Source organism: Bacillota bacterium (assembly GCA_030705925.1).
Classification (GTDB): Bacteria; Bacillota; Clostridia; order Oscillospirales; family Feifaniaceae; genus JAUZPM01.
In genome coordinates this window covers 1-16763 of record JAUZPM010000023.1, presented here as the reverse complement: position 1 = coordinate 16763, position 16763 = coordinate 1, and the positions used below count along the sequence as shown (strand labels likewise).

Below are 16763 nucleotides of genomic sequence, written 5' to 3'. Positions count from 1 at the left end.
CTCCGCTTATAGCTTTTTCAAAAATCCTAATAGTATCAGATCAGTGCCCACATTTATAGCAAGGGCACATCCGATATGTGATATGTATTTTGGTCTTACATTAAACGCCGCTTCGCAGGCGTCTGCAAGCTCTGCCATTTCAGCATCGTTTCTCCCGCCGAAAACAACAAAGTCCTTACAGTCGGGATCGACCATTTCCTTAGTGAGTTCAATGATTTTCGGTATACTATTTTTTCTTCCTCTTATTTTACCGTATGCTTTAACATCACGATCACCGGCAAATAAAATAGGCTTTAAATCAAGCACATTGCCGATAAACCCGGCCGCTCCTGAAACACGACCCGTTTTTTTTAGGTGATCAAGCGTCCCGACAACGCCGAAACCGCTGATCCTGTCACAAAAATATTTCGCATACTCTAACAGTTCTTCAACGCTTTTTCCTTTATCTATAAGCTCCCTCATATTTAAAACGCAGGTTCCAAACAGCATGCTGTAAGAACCTGAGTTGAAAACTTCTATTCTAATATCAGTCCTGCCAGTTTCCTCATAGAATAGCTCTCGAGATAACTTAACGCATTGTTCGGTGCCTGCTGCGGCGGCATTAATAACAACGACAACTATAGCCGTATAGCCATCTGCAGCAGCTTTTTTAAAGGAATTGATAAACTGCTCGGGTGTAGGATGCGCAGTTGTAAGGCGCTGAGGTTCACTGTCAACTATGTCATAAATTTCAGATGTTGAAATTTCGATTTCGGATAAATAATTTTTCCCGTCTACTATTACATTGACAGGCACAATATCAATATCAAGTTTTTTTGCAAGTTCAAGGTCCATATCACAGGTTGCGTCGGCGATCAGTTTGATCTTCTCCATACTTACTCCTCCTCATGTACATGCCTGTTTCTATACTATGTCATAGGTGCATTATACTTGATTATTTTTTAAAAATCAATTCTTTTGGGCAAAGGAATACATATCTTGCCTTGATAATAATTGAATGTTTAATCTGTATCGTGTATAATGAAGGATAAATTTGGTTAACAGAAAGATTAAAAGTATTAGAAGGGATATTTGTGTCAATATTTAGATCGTATACACCTGCATTTAAAGATAATTGCGGCAGGGTCATGAACAACAGTATTGCCGAGATGAGAATGATTACAATAGGCAATACAAGACAATGGGTCTTGATTAGGGGAGAAAATAGAAACAACCCTGTTTTGCTGATATTGCACGGTGGCCCCGGCTCACCTGAATCTTGTCTGTTCAGATATTATAATCATTCACTTGAAAAAAATTTTGTAGTCGTCAATTGGGATCAGCGTGCATGCGGGAAATCTTATTGCAAAGCGACTGCAAATGAGCCGTTAAATATTAAAATGTTTGTAGAGGATACGCTTGAGCTGACTAAAGCCCTAATTTCGGAATTCCATAAGGAAAAAATATTTATTCTGGGGCATTCGTGGGGAACGTTTATTGGGTTATTGGCTGCATCACGGCACCCTGAACTTTATTATGCCTATGTTGGAACCGGTCAAGTGTCTAATATGCCGGAAGGAGAATTAGTATCATACGATTTTGCATTAAATGCTGCTGTCAAAAGCCATAATCAAAAGGCGATTCAAGAACTTGAGAAAATTGGCAAACCCAAAAATGGGGTATATGAATGCGGTTCTGTCGGAACGAAAACGGAGAGAAAGTGGCTTTCCTATTTTGGCGGCTCTGTTTACGGAAAAAAGAGTTTTTCCAGTTTAATGACCAAATTCTTAACTTCGAAAGAATATAATATTGTAGATATAATTCATATGCTAAAAGGAATGAACACACCAGCAAGAACCCGCATGTCACAAGGTGAATTTCTGAAAACCGATCTTACTAAAATCGTCAATAGCTTGGATATCCCTGTCTACTTTTTCCTTGGAAGACATGATTTTCAGATCCCGTCAAAAGTTGCGGAAAAGTATTTTCAAGTTTTAAAAGCTCCGCTCAAAAAATTTGTATGGTTTGAAAACTCCGCACATACTCCCTGTTTTGAAGAACCCGAAAAATTCAACGATCTGTTGGTAAATATGGTTTTGGCCGATTCAATCAAAAAAGCAAACCCAAGCGCTATGTAATTTTATTTGGGTATACCATCCTTCAGTGTAACGTAAAGACCTTTAAGCCGCAATATGGAAGGATGACTAGTTTAAACACTATGGACAAAATTAATTTTTATGGTATACTATTTGTTGCGAAAATTCTTAACTAAAAAGAAAGCGTGGTGTGTGATGTGCCTTCCGAAACTGTCCGCGTTATTGCAAACAATAAAAAAGCATATCACGACTACTTTGTAGAAGAAAAGTATGAGACGGGTATCGTTTTGTCGGGAACTGAGGTAAAATCCCTTCGCGCCGGAAGAGTAAATCTAAAAGACAGCTATTGCATCGTTGATAAAGGCGAATTAGTTGTCATCGGCATGCATATAAGTCCTTATGAAAAAGGGAATATTTTTAATAAAGATCCTTTGCGTCAGCGCGTTTTATTGATGCATAAGCGTGAGATCATGAGGCTTCTCGGCGTTATAAAGCAGGACGGAATGTCTATAATACCCCTATCGCTTTACTTTAAGGGTTCCCGCGTCAAGGTTGAAATCGGTGTGTGCAGGGGTAAAAAACTGTATGACAAGCGTGAATCCGAGGCGGAATCTCATGCAAAGCGTGAAATCGCGCGAATGATTAAGGAGCATAATCAGTAAAATGTTGTACGAAACTATTGACTTAAATTCTATCTTCCCCGAAATGCCTAAAGGAGACGTGCCTGTTACCATTACAGCTTATTGCATGGAAAACTCACATGAAATGGATCTCGAAAGAAAGTATCCTGCCATAGTTGTATTCCCGGGTGGCGGTTATCGTTTTACTTCGGACAGAGAAGCTGAACCTGTTGCCCATCACTTTCTTGCCAGGGGATTTCAGGTTTTTGTCGTTCGTTACAGCATCGCGCCAACTCATTATCCCGCTCAGCTCATACAGGCTGCTGCTGCAGTTGCCTATGTCCGCAGAAATGCCGAAAAGTATCTTATTGACCCGTGTAAAATTGCTGTAATGGGCTTTTCAGCCGGTGGTCACCTTGCATGCATGATTGGAACTTTATTCGGCGAAAAAGTTATTTCAGACACGATAGGTGTCAGCGTACCTGACTGCAGACCTGATGCAATGGTGCTTTCTTATCCTGTTATTACTTTCGGCATCAAAACTCATGGCGGAAGCATGAAGAACATGACAGGCGGCTCTAGTGATAAGAATCTTATCTACAAGCTTTCACTTGAAAACAGTGTAACTGACAATACTCCGCCAGCATTTATCTGGCATACTTTTACTGATAAAACCGTTCCTGTTGAGAATTCGCTTTATATAGCAGAAGCACTTCGTAAGCATAATATACCTTTTGAGCTTCACATCTTTGAAAACGGTCCTCATGGTCTTGCATTAGCAACCAAGGAAACAACAAAGCCTTCAAGGCCAGACTTTGTAAATAAAATCGCATCACAATGGACAAATCTGTGTACCGACTGGCTAAACAAACAGTTTGAATAACAAATAAATTCTGCGCAACAATATTTTATATAAGGGGGCGCAATGGTTTCGACGGGGATTTTGAAGCCGGATAAGCGAGTCGAAGTGCAGAACTTCGTTAAAAGCTGCAAATTTAAAATTAAACGCTAACACTAATTTAGCTTACGCAGCCTAACTAAGGCTGCCGTCTGTACCATGAGTACCGCGGCATGGATACGGGCGTCGATTAGCGGTGAACGTGCGTGGGCAACTCCGGTAACCCGCCATGAAAAACCGGATACCAAGTATGCAAGCCCGCCGTTTGGCGTGCATATAAGGAAAATTTAAATTTACGGCTACACTCGTAGAAAGTCCTGTGAATAGGTTTTCGGACAGGGGTTCGACTCCCCTCGCCTCCACCAAAATTAAGCTCACATGAAAATGTGAGCTTTTTCCTTTATTTACGGCAAATACGCATGGTTACTGGATTTTAGAAATATTATGTGTAACGATTATATTGGTAAATAGGCATATTAGTGAAACAAATGTTCTCAAATGCAAAATATTTTGCATTGAAGATGCTAACCTCCTTCTAAAATGAAAAAACGCCGAATGATATTCTCATTTGAAAATCATTCGGCTATGTAAAAATATTTGAAATGGTACATTAAGTTTAAAGTTAAATAGCATAAAATTGGAATTACGGTATAAACATAATGGGAAGATCAAGTAACAGTTAACTAGCCTTTGAAGCCTGTAGCTTATTTGGGCGCGCATCAATCAATACAATATTGGGCTTACCTTTCAGACCTAACTCATTTAAAATTTCATCGGTCTTTTTTTGTTCTTCATCTGTGAAGAACAAAATCGCCTTGATTACTTTGTCCGTTTTATTAGCATCCTTATAAACTTCGACCTGCTTCTCTAAGTTTTTCTTCAAAGTCCTCGACAATTTGAACTCTACTAAAGTGCCGTCTCTCCGCCCAAGTGAAAGCTTGAAATCAACAGGACCGCGGCCATTATTAACTTCACTGTTTGCATCAGAAAAAGTATCGTAGCACACGAGTTTATACATTATGTGGAGGTCAGCTTCACGGCGAATAGGTTGATCTCCGTTATAGAACCACCTATACCCATCGCAATCCTCAATGACATGCTTTAGGTATAAAACTCTTTGGAGTGCTTCCTGATAAGAGTTTAGTGGAATTTTATAAAAGTCCGTTTCGGTTTGGAGTTGATAAACCAGATTTTGAAGCTGTTCAATGAAAACCTGCTTTACGTCACCAACCTCCTGATAACCTTCTCGTATGGCGCCTTCTGCATCGTCCTCTTTGGACTTAATGTAGTAGTCGATTAACTGCGGGAACTTTGCAACGGTTTTTTGAGCGGCATATGCTTTTTCTTCACGTGATGGCTTCTTCGACAAAAAGCTCTTAAAGTACTCATTTACCTGAAAACGTAAAACCTCATCGGGCAAAGATGTACCGAGCGTTTGGACTTTGCTATATAGATCTTTTTTATTTATCCATGTTTCCGCTCGAACTAGCATATCAGTAGGGGTCAAAATGACATAATCATTATTGTAGCAGGGCAGATAAAATGTTTCAGCTTCCCAAACCCCTACATCATAGTTAAATTTAACTCGTTGGATATTTTTGAATTCTTTACAATAGCAAGGCTTAATATATTTCCTGGCGAAATCTTGCGTAAGCGCTAAAAGATAGTGCTGAATAAGATTTGTAGTAAAATCACTAATATTATCTTTTCCCACGCGTTCTTTTACCAGGCACAGCTTTTCAAGGTGCGGACTTTTTGTAACTTTTTCTTCGCCAAAATCGGAAAAGATCTCCTTTAGCCCTGTATGCAATGCAATAGCGAAGTCATTTCCCAATCCACTTCCACTATTGCCGTCCTCACAGAATCCTAAGTAATTCTGTTTTACTTCCGAGAATTTATAACGAGCTGTTAGCATTGCCCTAGTGGGACGGGGACACTGAATAGAGTAATCACGCAAGAATACCATATACCTGATAATTTCATTATGTAATTCCTTATATTCCTCTTTTTTGCTACAAAAGATTAGAAAGGGGTCGATAAACAAAGGTAGGTCATTGAGCAGCGATATATCAAAAAAGCCTTCTTCTTCGATAATTTTACGTGAAACCTCAAAAAAATCACTAAAATAGATTTGCCACATTACAAGCACCACCCTTCTGACATTTTCAACAAGATGTTATAACTCTACATGCTATAACGCTACACTTAAGACTGAGATCTCCTGAACTCGTCCATAATAAACAACTGGATGTTAAAATAGCAATATATACAAATAGCTCATGAACGAAAAAACATGTACTCCGCACCATAACCATATAATAACATAAAATAATGGAATATTCTACATACTTTTCCTTTCAAAGTTACAATCAAGCCCATTCGGAGCATTTTCTTCGCTTTCTCCCCTTATCCATATTAAACAGAATACTGAGTTCATCGAGCCGGATGGACTTGGTTTTCAACTCGCCCTACGTTGAAAAAGCTTTTCGACCTCCATATTAGCGTTTTTAAACTGAATTTGGTGTCGTCATACAATCTTTTTTTACGAGAAACCCATATCTTCTTCCTTTGTATGAAAAAACCACCTGCACGAAGCAAGTGGTTTTTTTCGTACTGACTATTTAAGACCTATTTGTGATTTCATGGTAAGCTTACCGTTCTGATACATAAAACTTGCATTCGCGCCCAGGCTGCCGGATACTTGGTCAGACCCCATATACCTAAAAGATACGGTATAAAACTCGGAGCCTGCTTCTCCCATTTCAACCTCAGGGGCTACTTCAAAACCGATTATGCCTATAACTTCTTTATAAGTCATACCAGTTTGAATTTTATTGTACTTTTCTAAGGTAAGTTTATTGCTTTTGGGGGCTTGCGCTGGTTGTTGGGCATTCGAACTTGCAGGCGGAGTATTGGCGTTTGCGCCTGTATTTGTGTTTGCACCTGTATTTGCGTTTGTACTTGAATTTGTACTTGAATTTGTATTTGGGTTTGTATTTGGGTTTGTGTTTGAATTGTTATTACCGCTTGTGGCAATAGCTAAAACCACCACAACAGCAATTGTCCACGCCCACCACTTAGTGTATATGGGCTGTTTGTTTTTGGCGCCGCAGTTCGGGCAAATTTTTGTGGAACTTATGATTTCAGCATTACATGTCTTGCACCTTATTAATTTAGCCATATTGTGCCCCTCCTTTTTTATATAATAATATCCTGAAAAGGATTAATTTGTCAAGTAAGTTAAACAAAGGTACTTTTTTAATGGCATACAAACACTTTTTTAATTCAATTATTCTGCGTTTTCTACATAAAATCTTCACTTCATTTTAATATCATCAGCCTATAAAGCAAAATAACTATTTGGAGATGAAAAAATGAGGCTTATAGAAAGCAAAATCAGCAGAGAATGCATGATAACATGTCGATTGAACAAATAAATAGCAGCGTTAAATACCCAGACTATAATCTGGGCATCCTTTGAAAGGAATAACATATGTCTAATAAAATTAAAGAAACATTTATCGTAAACGGCATATCCTGCACTGGCTGCGAGGCCGTTATCGAAAAAACGCTTAAGGAACTTAATGGTATTGAACAAGTCAAAGCAAACTTTGCAAAAAACCAGGTAACTGTAATTTATGATCCAGAGCGGATCAACTTTGCAAAAATACGAGCGAAAGTAGATAAAGCTGGTTATAAGTTAGAAAAGCCTCAGAAAATCATGGTAAATAAACCCAGTAAGGAAAAAGACAAACCGCTTTCAACAGTACAATTTATTGGTATTGCCATTATATTGCTGGCGCTTTATCTAATAATAAATAGCACAGTCGGTTTTAATTTTATACCCGAAGTCACTTCCTCTATGGGTTACGGGGTCTTGTTTGTTGTCGGTCTTCTTACATCTTTGCATTGCGTCGCAATGTGCGGCGGCATCAATATGTCGCAATGTGTCAACGGCGGGTCAGAAGCTGGAGTTAAGGCGAAAGTAATGCCAAGCCTTTTATATAATCTTGGCCGTGTGACCTCATACACAATTATCGGAGGTATCATAGGTGCAATCGGCTCGGTCATCAGTTTTTCCGGTTGGGCTCGCGGGATTGTCGCCATCCTGTCCGGCTTATTCATGGTCATTATGGGTCTCAGCATGACTGGACTGTTCCCTTGGATAAATAAGATAACGCCGAGGCTCCCAAGAATATTTCGCGAAAAGGCATCATCAGGTCGCGGCAAAGGCCCTTATATTGTTGGACTTCTGAATGGACTAATGCCATGCGGGCCACTGCAGGCGATGCAGATTTATGCTCTAGGAACCGGCAGTGCTCTCGTGGGTGCTCTTTCTATGTTCTTTTTCAGTCTTGGAACTCTCCCGCTGATGTTTGGCCTTGGCGCGGTTATAACGATGCTTGGCAGCAAATTCACGAAAAAAATGATGAAATTAAGCGCTGTACTGGTCGCCGTTCTTGGTGTTATAATGCTAAGCAGAGGACTTGTGCTGTCAGGTATTACTATGCCCTCCATATTATCAGCATCAGCTGCCTCAGCCAGTTCATCGGATACTGCGGCTGCCAGTGTAAAAGACGGGGTGCAAAACATAACCTCCACCTTAACCACAAGAGGATATCCTAATATCACTGTACAAAAGGGTGTGCCTGTAATCTGGAATCTGAAGGCTGATTCAAAATCAATCAACGGATGCAACAGAACATTGGTTATATCTGATTACAATATTCAGGTAAGTCTTAAAGCCGGAGATAATATTATAAAATTCACTCCAACAAAAAGCGGCACAATTACTTATTCCTGCTGGATGGGGATGCAAACCGGTCAGATCAAGGTAGTTGATGACCTGAACGGTCAGACAGCTCAATCAGCATCGGACGATGCCGCCGCATCTTCAAACAACACATCATCAGGTGGAATGTCCTGCTGCTCCGGCAATATATCATATAATTAGGAAACGAAAAGAGGGTAACACATGGTAGAAAAAAGTTATTTAGTTACAGGAATGACGTGCAGCGCCTGCGCCGCACATGTGCAGAAAGCAGTTTCAAAACTCGATGGTGTGGAAGCCTGCGAGGTCAATATTGCGACTGAAAAGCTGAATGTTAAATATAGCGAAGATAAACAAAGTTATGAAACTTTGAAAAAAGCGATTGAAAACGCCGGCTACGGTTTAGCCCCTGAACAGCATACAAAGAAGGTCGAGCTTCTCATTGAAGGCATGTCATGCGCATCCTGTTCCGCGGCTGTTGAGCGTACAACCCGAAAGTTAACCGGAGTTTTATCCGCTCAGGTAAACTTGACGACAAACCGCGGCAGCTTTGAATTTGACCCTTCAATGGTAAAGCTTTCCGAAATAAAGGCAGCTATCGAAAAGGCCGGCTATAAGCCAAGTGAAATCGCAGGAGAAAAAACACGCGATATTGAAAAAGAGCACAGAGAGCGCGAGGTGCGAAACATGCGCATCCGACTGATTGTGGCTGCTGTTTTTTCGCTGCCGGTTTTGTATATAGCAATGTCCCACATGTTTCCTAAGCTTGGAATTCCGATTCCCAACTTTATGGGTCCTCATGATTTCCCGCTCATATTCGCACTTGTCCAGCTTGGATTGACTATTCCGGTCGTGATTGCCGGCAGTCGTTTTTACACTAAAGGGTTTAAAACGCTATTAAAAGGCGCTCCCAACATGGATACGCTGATAGCAATCGGAACCGGCAGTGCATTTTTATACAGCCTGTTTGCAACAGTCAAGATATACCTTGGAAGTTTTGAATTTGCTCAGTCTCTCTATTTTGAATCAGCAGCAGTCGTAATAACACTCGTTATGCTTGGCAAATATCTTGAATTTGCAAGCAAAGGCAAGACTTCAGAAGCTATCAAAAAGCTGATGCAGCTCAAGCCAGTCACGGCTATGATTGAAAAGGATGGCAAAGAGCTTGAAGTTCCGCTTGATGAAGTAAGCGTCGGTGATATTGTGATCGTCCGTCCCGGTTCATCATTCCCGGTAGATGGTGTCGTTACAGAAGGCGTTTCAACGTCGGACGAATCTATGCTGACCGGCGAAAGCCTGCCAGTTGAAAAGCAGGCTGGAAGCGAAGTTACAGGAGGGAGTATAAACGGTGCGGGCTTAATTAAATTCAGAGCTACACGTGTCGGAAACGATACGGCTCTTTCTAAGATTATAAAACTTGTCGAAGACGCACAGGGTAAAAAAGCGCCTATTGCAAAGATGGCAGATATCGTGTCCGGCTGGTTTGTGCCTGTTGTACTTGGCATAGCTCTCATATCTGCAATAGCCTGGGCAATTGGGGGCAAGGATTTTAATTTCGTACTCACAATTTTTGTATCTATCCTTGTTATCGCCTGCCCATGCGCTCTCGGTCTTGCAACACCTACAGCCATCATGGTTGGAACGGGAAAGGGTGCAGAACTTGGCATTCTGATCAAAGGCGGCGAGGCACTTGAGACCACTCATAAAATCAATGCCGTCGTCTTAGATAAGACTGGTACCATAACCGAAGGAAAGCCAAAGCTCACCAACATAAAAACATATGGGGAAATGTCAGAAAAAGATGCTCTCCTCCTCTGTGCATCGGCTGAACGAGGCTCAGAACATCCGATAGCACGGGCTATTGTCGAAGGTGCAGAAGCTAGGCAGATCTCGCTTGTTAATCCCGACAGTTTCAAAGCTATACCCGGCAGCGGCATTGATGCATTAGTTTCAGGCAAGGAAGTACTTGCAGGAAACCTCAAGCTTATGACTAAGAACAATATAAATATAAGTGAAGCGAAGCATGATGCCGAAATGTTTGCAAGTTCTGGAAGGACGCTTATGTACGTTGCTGTCGACGGAAAATTGGCTGCACTAATGGCGGCCGCGGATACGGTGAAACAATCGAGCAATGAGGCAATCGGAAAGTTAAAAAAGCTTGGAATATCAGTATTTATGATAACGGGCGATAATAAAAACACAGCCAACGTAATTGCTAAAGAAGTTGGAATTGAAAATGTGCTTTCAGATGTAATGCCTCAGGATAAAGCCGGACAGGTCAAACGCTTGCAGGAAGCTGGGCAAAAGGTTGCAATGGTTGGGGACGGAATTAACGATGCGCCTGCCCTTGTTCAGGCTGATGTTGGTATGGCTATCGGAACGGGTACTGATGTTGCCGTTGAATCAGCTGATGTAGTACTGATGCGCGGAGATTTGAATGAAGTGCCTGCGGCAATCGCCCTAAGCAGAGCAACAATAAGAAATATCAAACAGAATCTTTTCTGGGCATTCATTTACAACCTAATAGGAATCCCATTTGCGTCCGGGGTTGTTTACCTGTTCGGCGGTCCATTGCTTAGTCCTATATTTGCCGGTGCAGCTATGGCATTTTCATCAGTATCTGTTGTTACAAACGCACTTAGACTTAGAAACTTTAAAGTAAAATAAGATAATCTAATGGGAGAAACAATAATGAGAAAGATATTATCGGCTGCCGCATTATTTGCGCTGACAGCCGCAATTCTAACAGGATGTTCCGGTACTGACGTAGTTTTAAAGTACAGCCCCGATTCGTTTAAGAGCATAGTTGATAAATATCCTAATCTTGTTACAGATAATACATTGACCGATCATTACTATTACCTTACTGTAGATAAAGAGACTACACTTAAAATAAGTCATGACTATGAACTTACAGGTTCAGATGACATAATGTTGGAGACCCCGCTGCAGCCTTTCGTTGACGCCGGTTTGGATATATCAAAGCTGGGAAGCGGTTACAAGACGGTCGGTAATATGTTTTACTTAACAGCCGATTATGGAAGCGGAGACGGCATGAAGGATAACATAGCAGATTCTCTTTTTGAAAGCGTGATATCCAACAGGAGTAATCTTACCTATCATCAAAAACTTGATCATTACGGTATTAAGCTTACAGCCGGAAAATTTGAATGGGCAAAAGATTATACAAAAAATGATAAGGATATCGTTTTTGTCATAAAGGCTCAGCCTCTGAAAGATTTAGGCGTTGATGTAAATAAAGTAAGCGGTTGGACATTTACAACAGTTCAGGACACGGACGGCAGCAATGTTGACGTTCTGCTGAAAGCTTATGACCTTGACAAAAAATAGAACTAACTTGTAAGTATGAGGGAGAAATCAAATGGTTCAGGTAAAAAACATACTAGTTGTAGACGATGAAGTGAAGATAACCGAGGTCGTAAAATCCTATCTGGAAAACGCCGGATATCAGGCTGCCTGCGCCTATAGCGGAACCCAAGCAATGGAGCTGTTTGAAAAGCTCTCCCCCATACTTGTAATACTTGACCTCATGCTTCCCGATATGACAGGTGAGGAAATTTGCAGGATGATAAGGAAGAAATCCAGAGTACCGATCATCATGTTAACTGCTAAAGTTGAGGACTCAGACGTTATAACAGGGCTTGGGATTGGCGCTGATGACTACATTACAAAACCTTTTAGTCCAAAGCAACTGATAGCAAGAGTCGAAGCGATCCTGCGTAGGGTTTCATCAGAGGTCATTCCCCTTGTAAGCGAATTGTCATTCAACGACGGTGAGCTAGTCATAGATGGGCTTCGTCATGAGGTGCGAAAAAACGGGCAGCGGGTTATATTAACTCCGAATGAATATAAACTGCTTATGACCATGGCAAAGTATCCGTCTAAAGCATTTACACGAGAAGAACTGATAAAATTTGCCCTTGGAGATGATTTTGATGGCTTTGACAGAGTAGTAGACACGCATATAAAAAATATTAGACAAAAGCTTGGCGACGACAGCAGAACGCCTCGTTATATCCAGACAGTTCATGGAATAGGCTATAAATTCGGAGGTGTCTGAGGTGAAAACGCTTCGATTTAAATTAACAACGTCCTATCTCTTTGTTACGGTGATAGCGTTTGCCTTAATAGGTGTTTCTGCCAATGTGATCCTGGAACAACAGTTTCAAAAATACATTATCAATAATATTAATCAGAAAAACGCAGAAATCGTTACAGCTCTTGAGAATCGATACAGCGCCTTGGATGGCAAGTGGAATATTTCTGAAATAGAAAATATAGGCATGAATGCTTTGGGCGACGGGTTGATTATCCGGGTAAGCGCTGCTGATGGAACCATGCTATGGAATGCGATGACCCATAACAGTGGAATGTGTGCTGAGTTACTTCAAGGCATGGCTGAAAATATGAAAAGCCTAAATACGCGCTTTAATGGCGGATATACTGAAAAGAATTATCAGGTTATTGTTAATAAAACGGTTGTAGGAAATGTAACCATCGGATACTACGGTCCATATTTCTATACAGACAATGACATAAGCTTTCTAATCACGCTGAATAAGCTGATTTTACTTGCCGCTGCAATCGCAGGTTTTCTATCTTTTATACTCGGATCATATATGGCAAAGCGGCTGTCAGGTCCGATTTCAAGAGTCATTAAAACTGCCGAGCAAATATCGGAAGGCAAGTATGACGATAGAGTCGACGAGATCTCGAGCACCAGTGAAATAATTGAGCTCACAGAAACAGTGAATAAACTTGCAGAAACACTTGATAAGCAGGATATTCTAAGAAAAAGGCTGACTGCCGATGTTGCACATGAACTGAGAACACCAATCGCCAACCTGCAGGGTCATCTTGAGGCGATTATCGACGGAATATGGAAACCGGATACTGAACGGCTGAAAAGCTGTCTCGATGAGGCAATCAGGCTATCAAAGATTGTGGGCGATCTTGAGACACTCGCACGTTATGATGGGGAAAATGTGACCCTTAGTAAAGAGCGTTTCGATATTTCCGAGCTTATTAAAAAGACTGTTACAAGCTTTGAAAATGAATTTCAAAGTAAAAACATCAGCTTAGTAACAGATGTAACTGAGCAATATCTTAATGCGGACAAGGATAAAATCGCACAAGTTTTGGTGAACATCCTTTCAAACGCGCTAAAATATACAAACGAAGGAGGCATAATAGAAATAATCGCCACAGGAGACGATGAAGAAGTACAAATTTCAATAAAAGACAGCGGAATCGGCATATCGCGGGAAGATCTCCCCTATATATTTGAACGTTTTTACCGCGCGGATAAGTCGAGGAGCAGAGCCTCAGGCGGCTCCGGTATAGGACTTGCTATAACGAAGTCACTGGTGGAAGCACATAACGGAACGGTTTCGGTAAACAGTGAACTAGGCTCAGGCAGTGAGTTTATTGTTGTATTGCCAAAATAGATTACAGACTCAAAAAAACAATCCTGCTCTAGCCTTCTAAGAGCAGGATTGTTTTATATTTTACAGAACTCAGGTTTATCTGAATTCTCACTTTATTGCGGCATCTCCACGTTCTTTTGTTCTAACTCGAATTGCATCATTTACATCATAAATAAAAATTTTACCGTCACCGAATTCTCCGGTGTATAACTCATTAACAAGACTTTGAACAACATTTTCAACTTGTTCATCCAGTACTATTAACTCAATTTTTATCTTTTGAAGGAAATTGTAATCAACTTCTCTTCCCCGTACAATTTCTTTCCAACCTTTTTGATTGCCGCACCCCATAATCTGCATCATGCTTAAACCATTAAGGTGACATTTCTCAACTACGGCCTTGACATCTTCCAGCTTTTCAGGCCGGATATATGCTTCAATTTTTTTCATTTTATAATCCTCCCTAAAATCTGTTAGTCCATACCGTTGTATGCAGGATAGGCTGATTCGCCATGTTCTGCTAGATCAAGTCCAAATTCTTCGTCCTTCTTCGAAACCTTAATGCCCTTGGTAACAAGTGATGCAATTCCACATGCAATCAGAGTTCCCACAACAGCAACCACAATTGTAATTCCAATTGCAGCAAGCTGACGGAGGAATAAATTCACATTTCCAAAAACCAGTCCGTCCCAAGCTGCTGCAGAGTTGATTGACTTTTGAGCAAATAGGCCGGTGGCAATACCGCCCCAGATTCCGCCAACACCATGGCATCCAAAAACATCAAGAGCATCATCATAACCAAACTTTGGTTTAACGACACTAATGAAGAAGTAGCAGATGGGACTTACTAAAGCGCCGATGATGATTGACGCCCAAATTGGAACAAAACCGGCTCCAGGTGTGATTGCAACTAATCCTATTACTAAACCTGTAGAAGCACCTACAAGTGATGGCTTCCCATTTTTGACCTTTTCAATAAGCAGCCATGAAAGCATTCCCGCTGCGGCCGATGTGTTAGTTGTCATGAAAGCGTGAACAGCAAGCTCATTGGCAGAAAGTGCACTGCCTGCGTTAAAGCCAAACCAGCCGAACCAAAGAAGTGCCGCCCCCAGAAAAACGAACGGGACATTATGCGGGTTATAAGTGGCTTTGCCGAAATTCTTCCGTTTCCCTAAAACAATTGCAAGGACAAGCGCGCTGACACCAGAACTGATATGTACAACATTTCCTCCGGCGAAATCTACAGATCCTATATCGAAAAGGAAGCCGCCGCCCCATACCATGTGTGCAAGGGGATAATATACGATTATTGACCATATAGTTGTAAAAATAACAAGTGAAGAAAATTTCATTCTCTCAGCAATAGCACCTGTTATAAGGGCTGGGGTAATAATTGCAAACATCATTTGGAATACTGCAAAGGCAAGTGTGTTCGGGTATGCCAAGGTCGTATCAGTTAAACTATTAAAGTTTAGTCCAAACCATTTCAGATTTCCAATCACACTAAAGACGTCTCCGCTAAAAGACATTGAAAAGCCTACAAGAACCCAAAGGATCGAAGCCAACCCCATAAGTATTGCAGATGACATTATTGTGTTAATAACATTCTTTCTTTTTACTAACCCCCCATAAAAAAACGCCAGGCCTGGTGTCATTATTAATACCAGTGCTGATGAAGTTAACATCCATGCTATATCTCCGTGATCCATTTCCCTGCTCCTTTACAAAAAAATAAAGCCAATAATACGTAATAAAACGTATTATTGGCTTCTTTGCCAAAATATTATTATTATACTGTCTAACTTCTTCCGGAAGTGTAATTTTAGGATAATACATTTAAAAAGTTTTGTCAAGCCTAATTTCAACCATTTCAAACACTGTAATTTCATATTGCATTTATCATTCATTTGATGTATTATAAAAAAATTAAAATTGAAATGTGGAAAGAAATATGTTTAAAAACAAGCTTACACTTTTTATTATAAAAAGAATAGCATACTGCCTGCTGATCTCTTCGGTCATAATTTTTTTTTAAGTAATAGGATATATATATATTCAGGATTATATATCGGTGCTTTTTTGAGTATTCTCAGATTTTTAAGCAATAGATGGATTTTTACAGTAAAAGAAGGGCAAAACAAACTGTTATTGCTCTTAAAAACAGTGATTTTGTTTCTTATGAATCAAATTATACTTATATTAGCTTTATATATATCTTATTTTGCAAACCAACAACTTTTTATAAGCTTGATTGCAGGAGTTTTATTAGCTCCTTTTGTTGTAATTATCAACAGTTTTACCGAAGCATTAGGGATTACAAAAAACAAATTTTATATAGATTAAACAAATTTTAACACACTGATTTAAACTTATTGACTTCTCATTTTAGTAGGTATACAATTAGTCCCACTAAGAGCAAAGGCGCTTTAGTATTAAAGTCCTTTGTTTTTTTATTTTGCTTCAAGAGGTGTAAACTGTGGATCTAAATAAAATGCTGAGTCCAAATACTCTTTTTAATATAAAGATCTTTGGATTAACAATCCCTGTTACTCAGAGTATCGTTATGATGTGGATTATTATGGCGGTAATTATTCTTCTGGCTTACATATTTACAAGAAAATTAAAGACAGTGCCAGAAGGAAAGCAAAATATAGTCGAAATTATAGTGGAAACGGTAAATAACTTAATGAAGTCTAATATGGGTGAACATTGGAAAAGCTTTTCACCTTTTTTCGGAACGATTTTACTTTTTCTTGTGTTTTCCAATATAGCAGGGATCTTTAACATATTTCCAAACGGCGAGCAGCTTTATAAAATAACCGGAATCAGTTTCTTTGAGAAGTTGCCTGAGTTTTCAATCGAGCCCCCAACAAAAGATCTTAACGTAACTTTAACTATGGCGCTAATGATAATTATCCTGATCCCATATTCAGGTATAAAATACAAGGGTTT

Annotated in this window: 15 protein-coding genes and 1 other RNA gene; 11 read left to right on the top strand and 5 right to left on the bottom strand. The window is 40.1% G+C overall.

Translation table 11 applies throughout. The features are described 5' to 3' along the window. Positions 1 to 6: 6 nt before the first annotated feature. A complete protein-coding gene (locus Q8865_05195) occupies positions 7 to 873 on the bottom strand; it encodes a DegV family protein (GenBank protein ID MDP4152825.1) in 867 nt (288 codons plus the stop codon). A 200-nt stretch (positions 874 to 1073) separates the two neighbouring features. Between Q8865_05195 and Q8865_05190 the strand changes: the two genes are divergently transcribed. The 4 genes from Q8865_05190 (at position 1074) to ssrA (ending at position 3958) form a co-directional block, all read left to right on the top strand. Continuing rightward, positions 1074 to 2117 (top strand): alpha/beta fold hydrolase, encoded by a 1044-nt coding sequence (locus Q8865_05190; protein ID MDP4152824.1) that lies wholly within the window; start codon positions 1074 to 1076, stop codon positions 2115 to 2117. Between the two features lie 155 nt (positions 2118 to 2272). Further along, positions 2273 to 2737 (top strand): SsrA-binding protein SmpB, encoded by a 465-nt coding sequence (gene smpB, locus Q8865_05185; GenBank protein ID MDP4152823.1) that lies wholly within the window; start codon positions 2273 to 2275, stop codon positions 2735 to 2737. A 1-nt stretch (position 2738) separates the two neighbouring features. Next, entirely contained in the window at positions 2739 to 3578 is an 840-nt protein-coding gene (locus Q8865_05180; GenBank protein MDP4152822.1) for an alpha/beta hydrolase, read from the top strand. A 33-nt stretch (positions 3579 to 3611) separates the two neighbouring features. After that, positions 3612 to 3958: a transfer-messenger RNA gene (gene ssrA, locus Q8865_05175) on the top strand. A gap of 314 nt (positions 3959 to 4272) precedes the next feature. On the opposite strand, the gene Q8865_05170 is transcribed toward ssrA, so the two are convergent. Continuing rightward, the gene (locus tag Q8865_05170; protein ID MDP4152821.1) at positions 4273 to 5733 is read right to left on the bottom strand and encodes a hypothetical protein; all 1461 of its coding nucleotides are present in this window, start codon (positions 5731 to 5733) and stop codon (positions 4273 to 4275) included. 477 nt (positions 5734 to 6210) lie between these two features. Next, positions 6211 to 6774, bottom strand: a complete 564-nt coding sequence (locus tag Q8865_05165; protein ID MDP4152820.1) for a hypothetical protein — start codon at positions 6772 to 6774, stop codon at positions 6211 to 6213. A 312-nt stretch (positions 6775 to 7086) separates the two neighbouring features. Here Q8865_05165 and Q8865_05160 point away from each other — a divergent pair, with 312 nt between their 5' ends. From Q8865_05160 to Q8865_05140, 5 genes are read left to right on the top strand one after another with little or no spacing between them, the layout of a single operon-like run. Beyond that, positions 7087 to 8547, top strand: a complete 1461-nt coding sequence (locus Q8865_05160) for a sulfite exporter TauE/SafE family protein (GenBank protein MDP4152819.1) — start codon at positions 7087 to 7089, stop codon at positions 8545 to 8547. A 21-nt stretch (positions 8548 to 8568) separates the two neighbouring features. Further along, positions 8569 to 11031, top strand: a complete 2463-nt coding sequence (locus tag Q8865_05155; GenBank protein ID MDP4152818.1) for a heavy metal translocating P-type ATPase — start codon at positions 8569 to 8571, stop codon at positions 11029 to 11031. Positions 11032 to 11055: 24 nt separating this feature from the next. Then, positions 11056 to 11715, top strand: coding sequence for a hypothetical protein (locus tag Q8865_05150; protein ID MDP4152817.1), 660 nt, complete (start codon positions 11056 to 11058; stop codon positions 11713 to 11715). Between the two features lie 31 nt (positions 11716 to 11746). Then, positions 11747 to 12445, top strand: coding sequence for a response regulator transcription factor (locus tag Q8865_05145; protein MDP4152816.1), 699 nt, complete (start codon positions 11747 to 11749; stop codon positions 12443 to 12445). Position 12446: 1 nt separating this feature from the next. Continuing rightward, positions 12447 to 13832 carry an ATP-binding protein gene (locus tag Q8865_05140; protein MDP4152815.1) on the top strand — a complete coding sequence of 462 codons (1386 nt, stop codon included), beginning with the start codon at positions 12447 to 12449 and terminating at the stop codon, positions 13830 to 13832. Positions 13833 to 13919: 87 nt separating this feature from the next. On the opposite strand, the gene Q8865_05135 is transcribed toward Q8865_05140, so the two are convergent. Beyond that, positions 13920 to 14261, bottom strand: coding sequence for a P-II family nitrogen regulator (locus Q8865_05135; protein ID MDP4152814.1), 342 nt, complete (start codon positions 14259 to 14261; stop codon positions 13920 to 13922). Between the two features lie 23 nt (positions 14262 to 14284). After that, positions 14285 to 15520, bottom strand: coding sequence for an ammonium transporter (locus Q8865_05130; protein MDP4152813.1), 1236 nt, complete (start codon positions 15518 to 15520; stop codon positions 14285 to 14287). Positions 15521 to 15890: 370 nt separating this feature from the next. Here Q8865_05130 and Q8865_05125 point away from each other — a divergent pair, with 370 nt between their 5' ends. Both Q8865_05125 and Q8865_05120 read left to right on the top strand, forming a co-directional pair. After that, a complete protein-coding gene (locus Q8865_05125; GenBank protein MDP4152812.1) occupies positions 15891 to 16154 on the top strand; it encodes a hypothetical protein in 264 nt (87 codons plus the stop codon). Between the two features lie 133 nt (positions 16155 to 16287). Continuing rightward, a partial coding sequence (locus tag Q8865_05120; GenBank protein MDP4152811.1) for a FoF1 ATP synthase subunit a occupies positions 16288 to 16763 on the top strand: 476 nt, incomplete at its 3' end.

What these genes read in the sequence shown, in the direction of transcription:
- Q8865_05195 (MDP4152825.1), bottom strand. Translation starts at nt 873, where the DNA reads ATGGAGAAGATCAAACTGATCGCCGACGCAACCTGTGATATGGACCTT.
- Q8865_05180 (MDP4152822.1), top strand. Translation starts at nt 2,739, where the DNA reads ATGTTGTACGAAACTATTGACTTAAATTCTATCTTCCCCGAAATGCCT.
- Q8865_05170 (MDP4152821.1), bottom strand. Translation starts at nt 5,733, where the DNA reads ATGTGGCAAATCTATTTTAGTGATTTTTTTGAGGTTTCACGTAAAATT.
- Q8865_05165 (MDP4152820.1), bottom strand. Translation starts at nt 6,774, where the DNA reads ATGGCTAAATTAATAAGGTGCAAGACATGTAATGCTGAAATCATAAGT.
- Q8865_05160 (MDP4152819.1), top strand. Translation starts at nt 7,087, where the DNA reads ATGTCTAATAAAATTAAAGAAACATTTATCGTAAACGGCATATCCTGC.
- Q8865_05155 (MDP4152818.1), top strand. Translation starts at nt 8,569, where the DNA reads ATGGTAGAAAAAAGTTATTTAGTTACAGGAATGACGTGCAGCGCCTGC.
- Q8865_05150 (MDP4152817.1), top strand. Translation starts at nt 11,056, where the DNA reads ATGAGAAAGATATTATCGGCTGCCGCATTATTTGCGCTGACAGCCGCA.
- Q8865_05145 (MDP4152816.1), top strand. Translation starts at nt 11,747, where the DNA reads ATGGTTCAGGTAAAAAACATACTAGTTGTAGACGATGAAGTGAAGATA.
- Q8865_05135 (MDP4152814.1), bottom strand. Translation starts at nt 14,261, where the DNA reads ATGAAAAAAATTGAAGCATATATCCGGCCTGAAAAGCTGGAAGATGTC.
- Q8865_05130 (MDP4152813.1), bottom strand. Translation starts at nt 15,520, where the DNA reads ATGGATCACGGAGATATAGCATGGATGTTAACTTCATCAGCACTGGTA.